This window comes from Microbacterium laevaniformans, from assembly GCF_016907555.1.
GTDB lineage: Bacteria > Actinomycetota > Actinomycetes > Actinomycetales > Microbacteriaceae > Microbacterium > Microbacterium laevaniformans.
In genome coordinates, this window is sequence record NZ_JAFBCE010000001.1 from 1924837 (window position 1) to 1939695 (window position 14859).

Here is a 14859-nt window from a genome sequence, read left to right on the forward strand (position 1 = left end):
TTCTCACACCTCCCGACTCGAAAGGAACTCCCATGTCGAACACCACCGAGACCGTCGACGTGCCCGTCCCGTGCATCGTCACGACCCCGGCCGGCACCTTCCGCGGCGCCGTCCGCGACGCGGTGCACTCGTGGCGCGGCATCCGCTACGCCGAAGCCCCCGTCGGCGAGCGCCGCTGGCGCGACCCGGTTCCGGCGACCCTCGCGAGCGGTGAGGTCGACGCCACCGCGTTCGGTGCGGCCTGCCCCCAGGTGCGCACGCCCGCGATCGCCTTGGGCGATGACGCCGTCCTCGACGAGGACTGCCTGATGCTCAACGTGTGGGCACCCGACGCCGACGCCCCGGCGGGTGCGCGACCGGTCATGGTGTGGCTGCACGGCGGCGCCTACACGTTCGGCGCGTCCAGTCAGCGCACCTACGACGCGACCTCCCTGGTCTCGCGTGGCGACGTGGTCGTCGTGACCCTCAACTACCGTCTGGCCGCGTTCGGCTTCCTGGACCTGTCCGGCCTTCTGCCCGACGGCGGCTTCGACCGCAACCTGGCGCTCAAGGACGTGCTGGTGGCACTGCGGTGGGTGCAGGAGAACATCGCCGCGTTCGGCGGCGATCCCCACCGCGTGACCGTGTTCGGCGAGTCCGCCGGCGGCGGCCTGGTGACGACGCTGCTGGCCACTCCCTCGGCCGCGGGTCTGTTCCACCGGGCGATCGCGCAGTCCTCCCCCGCGTCCAGCATCTACGGCATCGACCGGGCGCGAGATGTCGCCGAGCGCTTCGTGCGAGAGCTCGGCATCGACCAGACGGATGCCGTCTCCACCGCCGCGGCGCTGCGCGCGGCCTCCGCCGACGAGCTCGTGACCGCGGGGATGGCCGTGTACGCCCAGGTGCCCGACGAGGCGCCCGGCACGCTCGCGTTCGCGCCGATCATCGACGGCGACCTGCTGCCGGAGGCACCGGCGACCGTGCTGCACGAGGGCCGCGGACTGCCCGTCCCGCTGATGATCGGCACCAACAAGGACGAGGCGTCGCTGTTCAAGTTCATGAAGTCGCCCCTCATGCCGATCACCGAGGAGCGCATCATGACGATGTTCTCCGACATGGCCACCGACAACCCGACCGTCGAGCTGCCGTCGGTCGCCCAGGTGCAGACGGCGTACGAGAACGTGCGCAAGAACGCCGTGGGCCTGGGCGTCGCCCGCGACATCGGCTTCCGCATGCCCACCGTGTGGATCGCCGAGGGTCACGCCGCCACGGCCCCGGTCTGGCTGTACCGCTTCGATCACGCGGCGCCCTTCCTGCGACTGATCGGCCTCGGCGCCACCCACGGCAGCGAGCTGGCGTACCTCTGGGGTGTCTTCGCGAGCGGCTCCAAGGACCTCACGTTCCGACTCGGCGGCAAACGTGCCGGCGAGGCGATCTCTGCCCGTATGCAGGAGCGATGGGCCGCCTTCGCTCATGGGCGCACGCCTGACGCGGACGGTGTCACCGGAGCCCCGCACTGGCCCGCCTACGATCCTGCCGACTCCCGTGCGACGTTGGTGATCGAGCGCCACGACAGCGTCGTCGACGATCTGGACGCCGCCCTGCGCGCCGCATGGGGCGACCAGGTCCTCGACTTCCACTGACCACGCGCCGCCGCCGCGCACCTTCGAAGGAGCCCGCTCATGTCCGACACCTGCACCGCCGCGACTCCCCTGAGCCGCGACCACCTCGCGCCCGCCATCGCCGCGGCCGGCGTCACCATCGCACCCGCCCACCATGGCGCGCCGAGCCGCTCGGACGAACCCGGGACGACGACAGCGACAGCGGACCTCCTGGTCGTCTGCCGGATCGCGACCGGCGACCCCGCGGCTCCGAGCGCGGAGGCGATGGCGGTGCGCGACGGCCGCATCGTCGCACTGGGATCGGCGGCGGAGCTGGACGGGCTGACCGGCCCGGCGACGAAGATCCTGTCCCCCGACGGCGTGGTGATGCCCGGTCTCATCGAGCCGCACGCGCACATCTGGGTGTCGCTGCTCACACTCGAGTGGGCCGACGTCTCGCACGCCACCTGTCCGCGCTTCGACGACGTCATCGCCGTCCTGAAGACGGCTGCGCACGCGACAACCGCCGGTCAGTATGTGCTGGCGAAGCTATTCGATCCGAGCCTGTACCCCGGCGAGCCGGCCCTCACCCGCGACATCCTCGACCGGGTCGCGACCGACCGTCCCGTGGTCGTGCTGAATGCGTCGATGCACTTCGCCTACGCCAACAGCGCGGCCCTGGATGCCGCCGGCATCACCGACGCCACACCGCAGCCGAGCGGGGGCACGCTGGAGAAGCGCGACGGCAGGCTCACCGGCGTGGTCGGCGAGTCGCCCGCGGTGACGATGCTGCTCGCGCACCTGCCGCGTCCGACAGCGGCGGAGGTGGGCCGCGGCATCCGTCACGTGTTGAACGAGTTCGCCGGTGCCGGCGTGACCTCGATGCGCGAAGCGATGACCGGCACGCTGGCCGGCGTGAGCGAGATCGCGATGCTGCACCAGCTCAACGGGGCCGAACGCTTGCCGGTGCGAGTGTCGACGGCGCAGTTCTCCTCCCTGGCGGGGTGCGCGACGCCCGCCGAGGTCGCCCAGGCGTGGAAGGCGGCCGGCGTCACGCCGTTCAGCGGAGATGCGATGGTGCGCGCCGACGCGTGGAAGATCGTGGCGGACGGCTCGAACCAGGGTCGTTCCGGATACTTCCTGCAGCCGTATCTCGGCGAGACCTCGGGGGGCCACGCGAACTGGACACCGGAGAGTCTGCGCGAAGTGATGCGCGCCGGTCTCGACGACGGCTGGCAACTGATGATCCACACGAACGGCGACGCGGCGGTCGAGTTCGCCCTCCAGGCCGCCGAAGAGCTGCTGCCGGGGCGCGACGCTCTCCGGCACCGCTTCGAGCACGCCTCGGTGACCACCGACGACCAGCTCGCGCGGATGGCCGCGGTGGGAGTGTCGCCGAGCTTCCTGATGGACCACGTCTACTACTGGGGTGCGGCATTCCGCGACACGATTCTCGGCCCCGCGCGCGACGCGCGACTGGACCGCCTCGCGTCGGCCCTCCGCGCAGGGCTGCGACCCAGTCTGCACTCCGACCACAACGTGACGACGGTGCAGCCGTTGCGCAGCGCCCGCACCGCGGTGCTGCGCCGTCTGGAGGCCGACGGCACGGTGCTCGCGCCGGACGAGCGCGTCAGTGCGGCCGAGGCCCTGGCGGCGATCACCGCGGATGCCGCCTGGCAGATCCACGCCGACGATCGCGGCACGCTCACGGCCGGACGCCGCGCCGACTTCGCCGTCGTCGACGCCGACCCGTGGACGAGCGATCCCGAGAGCTGGGATCGCATCGCCGTGAACGCCACCTACATCGACGGCGTCCCCGCCTTCACCGCCTGAACGACTTCTGCGCACGCCTCTCTCACTCGAAAGCCCTCCCATGACAACGACACCACCGACGTCCGTCGTGCGCTCCGCGCACACCCTCGCGATCCCCCTGCTCGGCGTGCTCGCCGCAGTTCAGGGCTCCGCCCCGAACATCGCCGCCACCGCACTCGTGGGCGCGAGCCGCGGCCTCGACATGGTCGGCGGCGATCAGGCGCTCGCGGCATCCATGCAAACCCTCGCGATCGCCGCCTCGGTCATCACCACAGGCCTGCTCGCCGACCGGATCGGCCGCCGCCGCATGCTCGTCGCCGCCCTCGTGACAGGTCTCGTCGGCCAGCTGATCGTGGCCGCCGCGCCGATGGCGCTCGTCTACATCCTCGGTCAGGCGGTGACGGGCGTCGGCCTGGGCGCCGTGTACGCCGCCTCGTTCGCCTACATCCAGGTGCTGGCCGCGCCGGGCCGGCTCCCTGCGGCCGTCGCGACGTTCGCTGCGTGTTCGGGCGCGGCCGGAGTGCTGTTCACCTTCTCGGGGGGCCTGCTCGCCGGAGTCGACTGGCGCCTCGCGTTCGTGCTCGTTCCCGTGCTGTCGGCACTGTGCGTCCCCGCCGTCCTCGTGCTTCTGCCGTCGGTCGCCCCCACCGTCACCGAGAAGCGCGACGTGGGCGGACAGGTTGCGCTCATCACCGGCATGGTCGTGTTCCTGTTCGGCGTCTCACAGCTCGCCTCGTCGCTGACCAGCCCGCTGACGTGGGGAGCCATGGCGCTCGGCGTCGTGCTTCTCGGCGTCTTCGTCTGGTCGCAGACGCGGGTCGCGAACCCGTTCTTCCCGGTCGCGCTCTTTCGCCGACCCCTTTTCCTCGCGGCGCTCTGCGCAGGCTTCGTCTTCAACTTCGGCGGCGCCGTCGCCTTCTTGCAGCTGTCGAACCTGTGGCAGTACGTGCTGGCCCTGACCCCCAGCAGCGTCGCGGTGTGGCAGCTGCCGGTGTCGCTCGCCTCGATCGTCGGGGCGATCGTGCTGGGGCGCCTGATGACCCGCGGCATGAGCCCGCAGACCTCCCTGCTGGTCGGCGGCATCCTCTCCGCCGCGGGCTTCGGGGCGGCCTTCCTCGCCCGAGACGCCTCCACGCCGCTGGCGTGTACCCGCCGGCATCCTCATCGCCTTCGGTATCACCGCCGCGGCGCTTCCGTACGGCACGCTCGTGCTCGGTGAGGCGCCGGCCGACTTCTACGGACCGGTGACCAGTTCGCGCACGACCTTCGGGCAGCTCTTCTCCTCGCTCGGTACCGCGCTGTCGACCGCCGTGATCACCCAGCTCACGATCTCGGGGATCACTGCCCGCCTGTCGGCGGCGGGACTGACGGATGCCGCGGTGCACACCGCTCTTGTCGGCGTGGGCACCTACGCGAAGGACGGCACGCGCCCCGACGCGCAGGTGTTCGATGCCGCGGTGGCCGCCTACCGCGACGGGTTTGGCGCACTGATGGTCGGCATGGCTGTCGTCGCGCTGGCGGCGAGCATCGTCGGCTCGGTCCTGATCGCTCGCGCGTCGCGGGCCGTCCCGACCTCCGGTAGCGGTGGCGCACCGTCATGACGCCTGCGGCGGCGGGTACAGCCGTCGCAGCACGAGTCGTTGGCCGAGAGTCCAGCCGGCACTCGTCAGCAGGTAGAGCGCCGCGGCGAGCGGGACGAACAGGGCGACGACGGCGGTGAGGAACGGTACCGTCTCGGTCAGCGCGCGCTGCCATGACGGCAGCGTCGCCGCCGGCCGCAGCAGGCGTCGCGTGAGCTCACCGCTGAGCGCGATGAGCAGCACGATCGCGCCGAACACGACGGCGGCCGACGCATCGAGTCCGGTGAAGGCCGCCGCGACGGCGGCCTGCCCCAGCGGCACACCGAAGAGGTGCTCGCCGAGCAGCGGGTTCGCGTGTCCCGCGATCGATCCGTGCAGGAACACGGCGTACACGAGCCCCACGATCGGCGCCTGGATCAGAGCCGGAAGACATCCGGCCGCCGGCGGGACCCCCTCGGCCCGGTAGAGAGCGAAGGTCTCGCGCTGCAGGCGTTCGGGGTGTGCGCGCCACCGCTTCTGCAGTGCGCGCAGCCGGGGCGCCAGGCGCGAGCGCGCCTGATCTGCTTTCGCCTGCGCGATGCCGGCCGGTACGAGCGCGATCCGCACGACGAGGGTCACGAGCACGATCGCCGCCGCGGCGGCTCCGGGCCCGGCGGCGGGGGTGAGAACGGCGATGAGGGCCATGAGGCCCCGCGCCGAGAGGTCGAGCAACGCCGCCAGGGGCGGCAGGGTGAAGACGTCCACGAGTTGTCCATTCCGACGGGGCGATCAGGGTGAGCTGGTCGGCCGCGAAGGGATGCCGAGGGTGGCATCCGGACGGGGGTGTCTACGCGGCCGCGAGCGCCGCGCTCGGACCTCTCCGAAGGATGTGACCGGGAGCATCGGGGTCGCTCTGCGCGACGGGCGCACTCAGGATGTCGCTGCGCGCGCGACCGATGCGATCGTGGGAGGTTCTCGAGCGCGTGCTCGCCGACACCGCCGCCATCACCACGACGACGGCGACGGCGAGCGCGATGCCGGCGGCGACGACCGCGAGCGAGGTGATCGGTGAGGCGCCCGCGGGCAGGACGCCGACGGCGACTCCGACCGTGCGCAGCAGGAGGAGGAACGCGTCGATCATCGGCGGTCCTCTCTCTCGGCGCCGGTGGGCCCCCAGGCTATCGGAGGAGCGTCAGCGCGTCGACGGTGTGAGCGCGTCGACGTCGGCGTTCGGTCACCCGGCCGACCCCGCGACGCAGCTCGGCCCCGTGCTCACGGGGGCTGCGGCGCGGCGGATGACGGATGCCGTGGCGCTGGCGCACCGCGAGGGGGCGACGGTCGTCACCGGCGGCGCCGAGATCGACGTCGTGCCCGGTGGCCACCACGTCGCACCGACAGTGGTGACGGGCGTGGCCGCCGGGTCGGACATCACCCGCCAGGAGCTGTTCGGACCGATCGTCACGGTGCAGGCGTTCGATGAGCGCGACGAGGCGATCGCTCTCGTCAACGACATCCCCTACGGGCTCGCGGCCTCGGTGTGGACGACGCGGCTCGACGACCCCCTGGCGCTCGCTCGCGGCGTGGAGGCCGGGCTGGTCTCGGTCGGGGCGTACAGCGAAGGCGACCTCGCGGTTCCCTTCGGGGGATGGAAGCAGTCCGGCTTCGGCGGCGTCGAGAAGTCGCTGCGCGCCTTCGAGCAGTGGACCCGCGAGAAGAGCGTCTGGATCCGCCACCGGTCGTGAGAGCGGACCGCGGCTCGTTAACCGGCCGGTTCGATGTGCGCACTACAATCACGGCGTGATTCCTCCCCGTACGTCGTCGCGAGAGCGATGAGCGCGCCCGCAGCGCTGGCACGCCGGCTGGGCCTCGTCGACGCGATCGCCATCGGCCTGGGCTCGATGATCGGCGCCGGAGTGTTCGCGGCCTTCACCCCCGCCGCCGCGGCCGCCGGCTCAGGCCTGTTGATCGGCCTCGCGATCGCCGCCGTCGTCGCCTACGCCAACGCGACGTCGTCGGCGCAACTGGCTGCACAGTTCCCGACCTCCGGGGGCACCTACGTCTACGGCCGGGAGATGATCGGCCCGTGGTCGGGGTTCTTCGCCGGGTGGTCGTTCGTCATCGGCAAGACCGCCAGCTGCGCGGCGATGGCGTTGACGTTCGCCTCGTATGCCGCCCCCGCGGGGTGGGAGAAGCCCGTCGCCGTCGCCGCGGTCCTGGTGCTCGCGGCGGTCAACACGGTCGGGGTCACCCGCACGGCGGCTCTCACCAAGGTGATCGTGGTGGTCGTCTTGGCGGTGCTCGCCCTCGTGGTCGTGGCCGCCTCGGCATCCGGCGCCGGCTCCGCCGACAACCTCGTGATCGATCCCGGCCCCCACGGCTGGTACGGCGTGCTGCAGTCGGCCGGGCTGCTGTTCTTCGCCTTCGCGGGGTACGCCCGCATCGCCACGATGGGCGAGGAAGTGCGCGATCCTCGCCGGACGATCCCCCGCGCGATCGTCATCGCACTGAGCCTGGCCCTGCTCGTGTACGTCGCCATCGCCCTCGTGTCGCTCGCCACCCTCGGCCCCGAGCGCCTCGCCGCCTCGTCGGCACCGCTGGCCGAGGTGGCGGCGGCGGGCGGGTGGACCTGGACCGCGCCGGTCGTGCGGGTCGGGGCAGCGGCGGCATCCCTGGGGGCCCTTCTGGCTCTCGTCGCCGGCATCGGGCGCACGAGCCTGGCGATGGCCCGCACGGGAGACCTGCCGCAGTGGCTCTCGGCGGTGCACCCGCGCTACGCCGTTCCGCACCGCGCGGAGCTCGTGCTCGCGGTCATCGTGAGTCTTCTGATCGTGGCGACCGACCTTCGATCCGCGATCGGGTTCTCGTCGTTCGGCGTGCTGCTGTACTACCTGGTCGCCAACATCGCCGCGTTCCGACAGGATGCCGCGGCCCGCCGTTTTCCGCGGGCGCTGCAGATCGTCGGCATGATCGGCTGCATCGTGCTGGTGGCGACCCTGCCCTGGCCGTCGATCGTCGGCGGCGTGGTGGTCGCGTGCGTCGGCGTCGGCTACCGGGCGCTGCGGCTGCGGGGCGGAATGCGGGCCTGACCAGCTCGACACCGCCGCGCACCGATGCAGCTCACACCAGCGACGTCGACCAGGCGACCTCGATGCCGTTCTCGCTCCCTCTTCCGCCGCGCGCGCCGTCCGCGACGTTCACGGCTGCGGCGTGGCGATGCTCACCGGCATCCCCCAGCCCGAGAAGTGCTGCGTGGTCGTCGTCTGCGTGCCGGCCACCGACACGGTGGCCTGGACACCGGCGGGCACGTGCCCGGACGTCAACCACAGCGTCATCTCCTGCACGTCGGCGCCGACGGCGCTGAACGGCGCGTCGGCCTGCACGCGCCACGCGCGTACCTGCGTACCGTCCGGCAGGTCGACGAGATCTTGGTCCTTCTGCACGGTCCACGACGGCGCCGACGCGATAAGGGATGCCGTGGCCGACGGGTCGGCAAACGCCCGGTAGGCCTGCCCGATCGTGCCCGCCAGCATCTTCTTCGGATCGGAGCTGGTCGCGTCTCCCTGCACCCACGCTCCGTCGATCGTGACCCACGACGCGTCGGGGGTGAGCACGAACGACGTCGTGCCGTCGCTGCTGGTGACCGTTCCGGACAGCGCCGGAGCGTCACCGAAGACGAAGTCCGCCGTCCCCGTCGTGCCGTCGGATGCCGAGAACGTCTCGTGCCCGCTGCGCGCCGCCTTGGAGAACGCGACGACGCACGCGGCGAGGTCGGCGCCGGTGACAGCGGCGTCCGCCCTGAGATCGACGGCGTCGCAGACGCTCGGGGCGGCGATGGGTGCGGCGCCGGCCGCCGCGGACGCAGAGGCGGTGGCGGTCGTCAGCGCGGCGGCATCGGATGAGGAGCCGGCGGGGTTCGGCGTCCCCGCGGAGCAGGAGCTCAGCGCAAGGGCGCAGGCGAAAACACCGAGGGTCAACACAAGAGGAAGGGGCCGTCGCATGCTTCGACCCTACGACAGACGTCCAGCGTGCTCACGGGCAGATGGTGCTAAGCTCAATCGTCCCGCATTTCGGGCACGGGTCCGTCCCACCCCTCTCGACGCCGAGAGCTCACCACTCGGACCACCACCTTCTACCCGCGGCATCTTCTCGCCGCCTGCGCATCCCGTGGCGGTGCGCACAGAAACGATTGATGATTCTCCTCACCTCGCACGAGGTCACCTGGCGCCAGGCCGATCACGACGTGTACGTCGCGACGGCGCTCGGCGAGTACGCCGGGTTCGTCCATGAGACGGATGCCGGGGCGCGCGCCTGCGGCGCCCAGGGGCAAGACCTCGGCATCCACCTCGACGTGGACGCCGCGCGCGCAGCCGTCACCGCAGCGCTCGCAGCCCCCACCTCGACTCACACACGTCCGCATCGCATTCGTCGACGCGGCACACCCGGTCGCTCCGGCGGCCCGAAAAACAGAAGGAAAGACACGATGGCCACTGGCACCGTGAAATGGTTCAACTCCGAGAAGGGCTACGGCTTCATCGCGCCGGACGACGGCTCCGCCGACCTGTTCGCGCACTTCTCCGCAATCGTCAGCGACGGCTTCAAGGAGCTGCGCGAAGACCAGAAGGTCGAATTCGACGCCGAGCGTGGCCCCAAGGGCATGCAGGCTGCGAACATCCGCGCCCTCTGATCCAGAGTCACGAAAGAGCCCGTCCCGACTGCTGTCGAGGCGGGCTCTTTCCTGCATTCCGCCCTGCCATATGTCCCCCAGGTGCGCCGAACGGGCCACGTTAGGCTGACGGCGTGGCCTTCGAACCGACTCCCACCCAGGACGATCGACGAGGCAGGCGGCAGAGCGCGGCCGACGACGGCGGGCGCCTCTACGGCATCTGGAGCGACGGGCAGCTCGCCAGCGGAGTGATGTTCGTGAGCTTCAGCGCCCCGGCCGGCCAGTGCGAGATCGGATGCTGGCTGGAGCCGGCTGCCGAGGGTCGGGGACTAGTGACCGCGGCATCCCGCCTGCTCGTCGACTACGCCCTCCGCGAGCGCGGTCTGAACCGGGTCGAGTGGCGCTGCCGGGCCGACAACGAGCGCAGCGCCGCCGTCGCCCGCCGTCTCGGCATGACCCTCGATGGCACCCTGCGGGGAGCGTGGCTCAACGGCGGCGTCTTCCACGACAAGCAGGTGTGGGCACTGGTGCGCGCCGAGCTTGCGGCGCCACAGTGATGGCGGCGGCCGCTTACCGAGCGTCGAGCGCGTCGACGAGGTGCCGGTTGCGCTCCACGATCAGCCTCCGCAGGTAGGGCACGAGGATCAGCCGCTCTGCGAGCGCCCCGAAGACGGGCGAGGCGAGCGTGAGAGTGTCGGTCATCACCGTGCCGCCGTCGCCGTCGTCCTCGAACACGTGCTCGTGTCGGAAGGACCGGAATGGCCCGCGGGTCTGATCGTCGACGAACCTTGCGGGCCGGTCGAGCGCCGTGATGCGCGAGGTCATCGTGAACCAGACGCCGAAGTGGCGCGCCCGCCAGGTGACCGTCTCCCCCAGCCCGATGGCGCCGGACGTCACGCCGCCGATGGCACGCTCGTCGGATGCCGACATCGACGCCAGATGCGCATCGATGTCGAGCGAGAGGTCGAAAAGTTCCTCGCGGGCGACGCTCGCGCGGGTGATGACCGTGAAGGAGCTCGCCATGCCTCGATCCTCGCAGCCGCACGCCGTCAGGAGCCGTCGGCGACGATCTCCGCTTTGGCTCCCGCCGAGTTCTCCAGCCAGCCGGCGTAGTGATCCGGTCCACCCGCATGCGGATACCGGTCGTGGTACAGCGGCGTCCAGCCGTGTTCGGGAGCCGCCGCCATGACGGCGTCGACGTGTTCGCGGGTTCCCCCGTGGAAAGCGAGGTGGTTGACGCCGGGCGCGCGGCGGTCATGATCGTCGCGGGAGAGGTTCGGCGAGGTGGTGAGCGTGAGGTACGCCCCGCCCGCGCTCCAGGATTCCCCCTCCGGCCACTCGCTCTCGCGGGCGAACCCGAGCTGCTGCAGCAACCAGCCCCACTCGAGGCGAGCTTGATCCAGATCGGCGACCCACAGTTCGACGTGATGGAAGCCGGGCATACGGACAGTCTTTCAGGCTTGCGCGTGCGTGGACGGCGCCTCGGCGTGGTGGCGAGGTCGCGTCGGTTTGCGTGTTCGCGCGTTGCGGCGGACAGTGGTGTGGTGCCCGATGTCTCGATCGATCTTCCCGCTCCCGACCTCTCTGACGACGCCGCTGCGCGTGACGCTGTATTGGACAACGCGGCGTGGTCGTCGCTGACGGGACCGCACGCCGCGTTCGCCATCGGCGGTGACCTCGCTCGCCGCTACCCGGACGATGTCGCGCCCTTCGTCGCCGTGCGCACGTGGGACGACCCCGCGGTCTGGGACGCTCTGCGCGAGATCGTGGATGCCGGGGAGCAGTTCGGTCTGTCGGGTTTCGACGGCGAGCTGCCGGCCGGGTGGGAGTTCGTCGGCGGCGGCGAGGGCGTGCAGCTGATCGAGACGCCGGTGTTGTCGACGCGCCCGGACGAAGAGGCTGTGGAGCTCGGTGCCGACGATGTGGACGACATGCTCGCGATCGTCGCCCGCAACCAACCCGGTCCGTTCCGCCCGCGCACCCACGAGCTCGGCCGCTACATCGGCATCCACCGGGGCGGGCGTCTCGTGGCGATGGCGGGCGAGCGCCTGCATCCCGCGGGCTGGACCGAGATCAGCGCGGTCGCGGTCGATGAGGACCACCGCCGTCAGGGGTTGGCCTCGCGGCTCGTGCTGGATGTGGCCTTTCACATCCAGCAGCGCGGCGACCGGGCGCTGATGCATGCCGCGGCATCCAACACCGGCGCGATCGCCGCGTACGAACGTCTCGGCTTCGCGCTGCGTCGCCGCACACGTTTCAGCTCGGTGCGCGCGCCGCAGTAGACGCGCAGCGTTCCCTCCGCTCGACGCATCCCCGGTGATCGCGACGACCAGTGGTGCGACGCGACGACAGACGATGTGATCGGTGGCCTTGGTACCGACGGACCGCCGCTGATAGACATCAAAGATGACACCTTCGCGAACGACGACGCACACGACCACGGTCCTCGGCGCTCTCATCGCCGCAGCGTTCGCACTGTCGGGCTGCGCGACGACGACCGGTGCAGCACCGTCACCGAGCTCTTCCGCCAGCGACGAGGCCACAGCCACATCGACGGCGGGCGCCACCGTGACGGGGACGGGCGCGACGGGGTGGCCGGGGCTGGACTTCCCCGTTCCCGCGGGCGCCCGCTCGGTGTCGATCGACTTCACGTGCGAGGGCGTCGGGCACTACGTCGTCGAGTTCGGCGATGCGATGGCGGAGAACACGTCCCCGATCAGCGGAACGTGCGGCGCGCCGGCGGCGCTCGCGTGGCCGGTGGATGCGAAGACCCAACCCTCTATCGCGGTGACGGTGGACGACGGCATCCCGTGGACGGCGACGCCGCTGTTCTCCACCAAGGAGTTCGTTCGGGATGCCGCGGTGACCGCGGACTGCGCCGCGTTCGTCGACGTGTACAGCGCGCTCATGAATGCTGATCAGGGCTACACCCAGTACAAGGCGTTCGACGCCGCGACCTGGACGGCGCGGGTCGCCGCGGCGTCATCCCAGCTCGCTGCCCTCGCAGCCGCCTCCAGGTCGAGCCTGAAGGGGCCGCTCACCTCAATGTCGCACACGGTGTCGACGGCCACCGAGCCCGGCACCGCACAGGCGGGCATAGCGGATGATGTGGCGCAGATCGGCGCCGCGTGCAATGCGAACCAGACGCCGTACTTCCTCAAGGCGGAGTTCGGCGGCTGAGGCGCCGGCCCGGCGGCCTGAACCGGTCGCGTAGTGTCAGCACGTGCGGATCGTCGTTTCGGGAACCCATGGCAGCGGCAAGAGCACGCTCATCGCCGACTTTGCGCGGCGGCATCCGGAGTACGCCGTGTTCGCCGACCCGTTCGAGCTCATCGACGAGTCGGACGATCGGCCGGCCGCGGCGATGTTCGCCTCGCAGCTGCGACTCGCAGCTGGTCGGCTGATCGAGGGAGAACCGGGCGGCAACGTTATCGCCGAGCGCGGCCCGCTCGACTTCTTGGCGTATCTGCTGGCACTGGATGAACTCGGGCGCACGGCGCTCGACCGCTCGACGCTCTCAACCGCGGCTGACCGCACGCGAACAGCACTGGCGACGGTCGATCACCTCGTTGTGCTCCCGCTGACGGCCGCTCATCCGATCCACGTCGGCGACGACGAGGATGCCGCGCTGCGCGAGACCATGAACGACGTGCTGCTGGACCTCCTCGACGACGCTGACGTCGTCCCGGCTGGACTGACGGTGACGGAGGTCACGGGATCGCCCGCAGAGCGCCTCGCCACGATCGAGACACTGATCGCTGAGCCGCGGAGCTCGGAGCGAGGCTAGGCGGAGTCCCCCAGGACGTCGAGGACGTCGGCCGACGGCACGAAGAACGTGGAGCCGGTGAGCGGAGTGGAGAAGTCGAGCAGTCGGTCGTGGAGTCCCGGCGGGTCGCCGATGAACATCCGCTCCAGCATCTTCTCAATCACCCAGAGCCGGCGCGAGTAGCCGATGAAGTAGGTGCCGAACTGGGTAGCGGGGCTGCCGAACGGCATGTTGTCGCGGAGGATGTCGTGTTCGATGCCGTCGTCGTCGACGATGGTCGCGAGGGTCTTGTGCGCCTTCTGGCCCGACTCCGCGTCGTCCAGTTCGACGCCGTCGAACTTGCGTCGCCCTATGACCGCTTCCTGCTGTTCGGCGGAAAGCGCATTCCACCGGTCGAGCGGGTGCACGTACTTCTGCACGACGACGTAGCTCCCGCCGCGTCCGACGGGGTCTTCGTCGCCCACGAGAGTGGACTCGGGCAGGTCGGGGCCCACCGGGTTGGCCGTGCCGTCGATGAACCCCAGCAGGTCGCGGATGTCGAAGTAGCGGAAGCCCTCGGTCTCGTCGACGACAACAGCGCTCGAGCCCAGCGCGTCGAGCAGCAGTCTCTCGAACTCGAAACACAGATCCCGCCGGTTCGCGCGGATGTGGAAGAGCAAATCACCCGGGGTGCTCGGAGCGTGATGCACCGCACCTTCGACGGGGCGGAAGGGGCGGAGCTCCGCCGGCATCGGGCGCCCGGTGAGCGCCGGCCAGACGCGCGCGCCGATGCCGACCGTGCAGGCGAGCGCGGCATCGAGGTCTCGGATGCCGACGGTCTTGAGCAGCCCCGAGAGGTCACCCAGGACGGAGCGCGCGGTGGCGGTCGCGTCGGAATCGTCGCCCACGGTCACGACCAAGAAGACCGCCGACGTCGTCAGCGGAGCATCCACACTCTGAGGCGAAATGGGCACACGGCGGTTATCACTCACGAGACCGAACCTAGCGCCGGAGCGGCGGCTGAGGGTGGTGCGGTCTGGGCCACCCACGTCGTCGCGGAAATGTGATTCGAGTGCGGTTGTCGAAGTCTGTGCCCCTCCTCGTGCGCCACCTGCTCGTAGGCTGAGCCGATGGATCCACAGCCGCTGTCCGAATCAGAGGGCGCCCGCATCGCTTTCGGGGTGATCGCTGGTTTCGGCGTCGTCGCCTCAGCGATCGCATGGGCCTGGTACGGCCTGGCGCAGGAGGAAGCGCAGAACGAGCAGGGCAAGGCGGTCGCGGCGGGGACCTCTATGGCGGGGTTCGCCGAAGTCGTCGGAGGTCTTCCGCTCGTCCTGGGCATTGCTGTATCGCTTGACTGATGGATTCGCGGATTGCGAGTATGCGCGCCGATCGGGTCACGAGTTCTCAGGGAGTAGGACGGCATCAGCTGGCTTGCCCTGAAGGAGCTGATTTCTTCGCCAACAGATCGACGCAAGACACCGTGCAATCAGGTCCGCC

18 protein-coding genes are annotated in these 14859 nt (G+C 70.6%); 12 read left to right on the plus strand and 6 right to left on the minus strand.

Annotated features, from left to right (window positions below):
• Nucleotides 1-32 precede the first annotated feature (32 nt).
• Genes JOE53_RS09150 through JOE53_RS14765 form a run of 4 tightly spaced genes read left to right on the plus strand, consistent with a single transcriptional unit; the run spans nt 33 to nt 4993 of the window.
• Nucleotides 33-1622, plus strand: coding sequence for a carboxylesterase/lipase family protein (locus JOE53_RS09150; RefSeq protein WP_204947468.1), 1590 nt, complete (start codon nt 33-35; stop codon nt 1620-1622).
• A gap of 39 nt (nt 1623-1661) precedes the next feature.
• A complete protein-coding gene (locus JOE53_RS09155) occupies nt 1662-3413 on the plus strand; it encodes an amidohydrolase (protein WP_204947469.1) in 1752 nt (583 codons plus the stop codon).
• A 40-nt stretch (nt 3414-3453) separates the two neighbouring features.
• On the plus strand, nt 3454-4611 hold the full coding sequence (locus JOE53_RS09160) for an MFS transporter (RefSeq protein WP_233449531.1): 1158 nt from the start codon (nt 3454-3456) through the stop codon (nt 4609-4611).
• On the plus strand, nt 4601-4993 hold the full coding sequence (locus tag JOE53_RS14765; RefSeq protein ID WP_233449532.1) for a hypothetical protein: 393 nt from the start codon (nt 4601-4603) through the stop codon (nt 4991-4993). Before JOE53_RS09160 ends, JOE53_RS14765 begins: the two co-directional genes overlap by 11 nt.
• Here JOE53_RS14765 and JOE53_RS09165 read toward each other — a convergent pair.
• Together JOE53_RS09165 and JOE53_RS09170 are read right to left on the minus strand one after the other, a co-directional pair.
• Nucleotides 4988-5716: a YidC/Oxa1 family membrane protein insertase gene (locus JOE53_RS09165; protein ID WP_204947470.1), complete on the minus strand. Its 729-nt coding sequence runs from the start codon at nt 5714-5716 to the stop codon at nt 4988-4990. The genes JOE53_RS14765 and JOE53_RS09165 overlap by 6 nt on opposite strands.
• Nucleotides 5717-5798: 82 nt before the next feature.
• A complete protein-coding gene (locus tag JOE53_RS09170; protein WP_204947471.1) occupies nt 5799-6092 on the minus strand; it encodes a hypothetical protein in 294 nt (97 codons plus the stop codon).
• A gap of 67 nt (nt 6093-6159) precedes the next feature.
• Here JOE53_RS09170 and JOE53_RS09175 point away from each other — a divergent pair, with 67 nt between their 5' ends.
• The gene (locus JOE53_RS09175; RefSeq protein WP_271171031.1) at nt 6160-6693 is read left to right on the plus strand and encodes an aldehyde dehydrogenase family protein; all 534 of its coding nucleotides are present in this window, start codon (nt 6160-6162) and stop codon (nt 6691-6693) included.
• A gap of 87 nt (nt 6694-6780) precedes the next feature.
• Nucleotides 6781-8037, plus strand: a complete 1257-nt coding sequence (locus tag JOE53_RS09180) for an APC family permease (RefSeq protein WP_204947472.1) — start codon at nt 6781-6783, stop codon at nt 8035-8037.
• A gap of 108 nt (nt 8038-8145) precedes the next feature.
• Here JOE53_RS09180 and JOE53_RS09185 read toward each other — a convergent pair whose 3' ends face one another.
• On the minus strand, nt 8146-8949 hold the full coding sequence (locus JOE53_RS09185) for a hypothetical protein (RefSeq protein ID WP_204947473.1): 804 nt from the start codon (nt 8947-8949) through the stop codon (nt 8146-8148).
• A gap of 482 nt (nt 8950-9431) precedes the next feature.
• On the opposite strand from JOE53_RS09185, the gene JOE53_RS09190 reads away from it, so the two are divergent.
• Both JOE53_RS09190 and JOE53_RS09195 read left to right on the plus strand, forming a co-directional pair.
• Nucleotides 9432-9635: a cold-shock protein gene (locus JOE53_RS09190; RefSeq protein WP_036283106.1), complete on the plus strand. Its 204-nt coding sequence runs from the start codon at nt 9432-9434 to the stop codon at nt 9633-9635.
• Between the two features lie 113 nt (nt 9636-9748).
• Nucleotides 9749-10171, plus strand: coding sequence for a GNAT family N-acetyltransferase (locus JOE53_RS09195; RefSeq protein ID WP_051498867.1), 423 nt, complete (start codon nt 9749-9751; stop codon nt 10169-10171).
• Nucleotides 10172-10184: 13 nt separating this feature from the next.
• Here the strand turns inward: JOE53_RS09195 and JOE53_RS09200 are convergent, their stop codons facing one another.
• Nucleotides 10185-10637, minus strand: coding sequence for an SRPBCC family protein (locus tag JOE53_RS09200; protein ID WP_016464557.1), 453 nt, complete (start codon nt 10635-10637; stop codon nt 10185-10187).
• 26 nt (nt 10638-10663) lie between these two features.
• The gene (locus JOE53_RS09205) at nt 10664-11056 is read right to left on the minus strand and encodes a VOC family protein (RefSeq protein WP_204947474.1); all 393 of its coding nucleotides are present in this window, start codon (nt 11054-11056) and stop codon (nt 10664-10666) included.
• A 102-nt stretch (nt 11057-11158) separates the two neighbouring features.
• On the opposite strand from JOE53_RS09205, the gene JOE53_RS09210 reads away from it, so the two are divergent.
• The 3 genes from JOE53_RS09210 to JOE53_RS09220 all read left to right on the plus strand — a co-directional run bounded on the left by JOE53_RS09210 (nt 11159) and on the right by JOE53_RS09220 (nt 13401).
• Complete coding sequence (locus tag JOE53_RS09210) at nt 11159-11896, plus strand: GNAT family N-acetyltransferase (RefSeq protein ID WP_204947475.1); 738 nt, start codon at nt 11159-11161, stop codon at nt 11894-11896.
• Between the two features lie 124 nt (nt 11897-12020).
• Nucleotides 12021-12794 carry a hypothetical protein gene (locus JOE53_RS09215; protein WP_233449534.1) on the plus strand — a complete coding sequence of 258 codons (774 nt, stop codon included), beginning with the start codon at nt 12021-12023 and terminating at the stop codon, nt 12792-12794.
• A gap of 43 nt (nt 12795-12837) precedes the next feature.
• The gene (locus tag JOE53_RS09220; RefSeq protein WP_204947476.1) at nt 12838-13401 is read left to right on the plus strand and encodes an AAA family ATPase; all 564 of its coding nucleotides are present in this window, start codon (nt 12838-12840) and stop codon (nt 13399-13401) included.
• On the opposite strand, the gene JOE53_RS09225 is transcribed toward JOE53_RS09220, so the two are convergent.
• Nucleotides 13398-14351, minus strand: coding sequence for a Dyp-type peroxidase (locus JOE53_RS09225; protein WP_204947477.1), 954 nt, complete (start codon nt 14349-14351; stop codon nt 13398-13400). The genes JOE53_RS09220 and JOE53_RS09225 overlap by 4 nt on opposite strands.
• Nucleotides 14352-14489: 138 nt before the next feature.
• Here JOE53_RS09225 and JOE53_RS09230 point away from each other — a divergent pair, with 138 nt between their 5' ends.
• Nucleotides 14490-14720: a hypothetical protein gene (locus JOE53_RS09230; protein ID WP_204947478.1), complete on the plus strand. Its 231-nt coding sequence runs from the start codon at nt 14490-14492 to the stop codon at nt 14718-14720.
• Nucleotides 14721-14859 lie beyond the last annotated feature (139 nt).

Bases quoted from the DNA above. Each gene is read 5' to 3' on its own strand.
- JOE53_RS09230 (WP_204947478.1), top strand. From the start codon at position 14,490: ATGGATCCACAGCCGCTGTCCGAATCAGAGGGCGCCCGCATCGCTTTC.
- JOE53_RS09215 (WP_233449534.1), top strand. From the start codon at position 12,021: ATGACACCTTCGCGAACGACGACGCACACGACCACGGTCCTCGGCGCT.
- JOE53_RS09155 (WP_204947469.1), top strand. From the start codon at position 1,662: ATGTCCGACACCTGCACCGCCGCGACTCCCCTGAGCCGCGACCACCTC.
- JOE53_RS09180 (WP_204947472.1), top strand. From the start codon at position 6,781: ATGAGCGCGCCCGCAGCGCTGGCACGCCGGCTGGGCCTCGTCGACGCG.
- JOE53_RS09160 (WP_233449531.1), top strand. From the start codon at position 3,454: ATGACAACGACACCACCGACGTCCGTCGTGCGCTCCGCGCACACCCTC.
- JOE53_RS09185 (WP_204947473.1), bottom strand. From the start codon at position 8,949: ATGCGACGGCCCCTTCCTCTTGTGTTGACCCTCGGTGTTTTCGCCTGC.
- JOE53_RS09170 (WP_204947471.1), bottom strand. From the start codon at position 6,092: ATGATCGACGCGTTCCTCCTCCTGCTGCGCACGGTCGGAGTCGCCGTC.
- JOE53_RS09190 (WP_036283106.1), top strand. From the start codon at position 9,432: ATGGCCACTGGCACCGTGAAATGGTTCAACTCCGAGAAGGGCTACGGC.
- JOE53_RS09205 (WP_204947474.1), bottom strand. From the start codon at position 11,056: ATGCCCGGCTTCCATCACGTCGAACTGTGGGTCGCCGATCTGGATCAA.
- JOE53_RS09200 (WP_016464557.1), bottom strand. From the start codon at position 10,637: ATGGCGAGCTCCTTCACGGTCATCACCCGCGCGAGCGTCGCCCGCGAG.
- JOE53_RS09150 (WP_204947468.1), top strand. From the start codon at position 33: ATGTCGAACACCACCGAGACCGTCGACGTGCCCGTCCCGTGCATCGTC.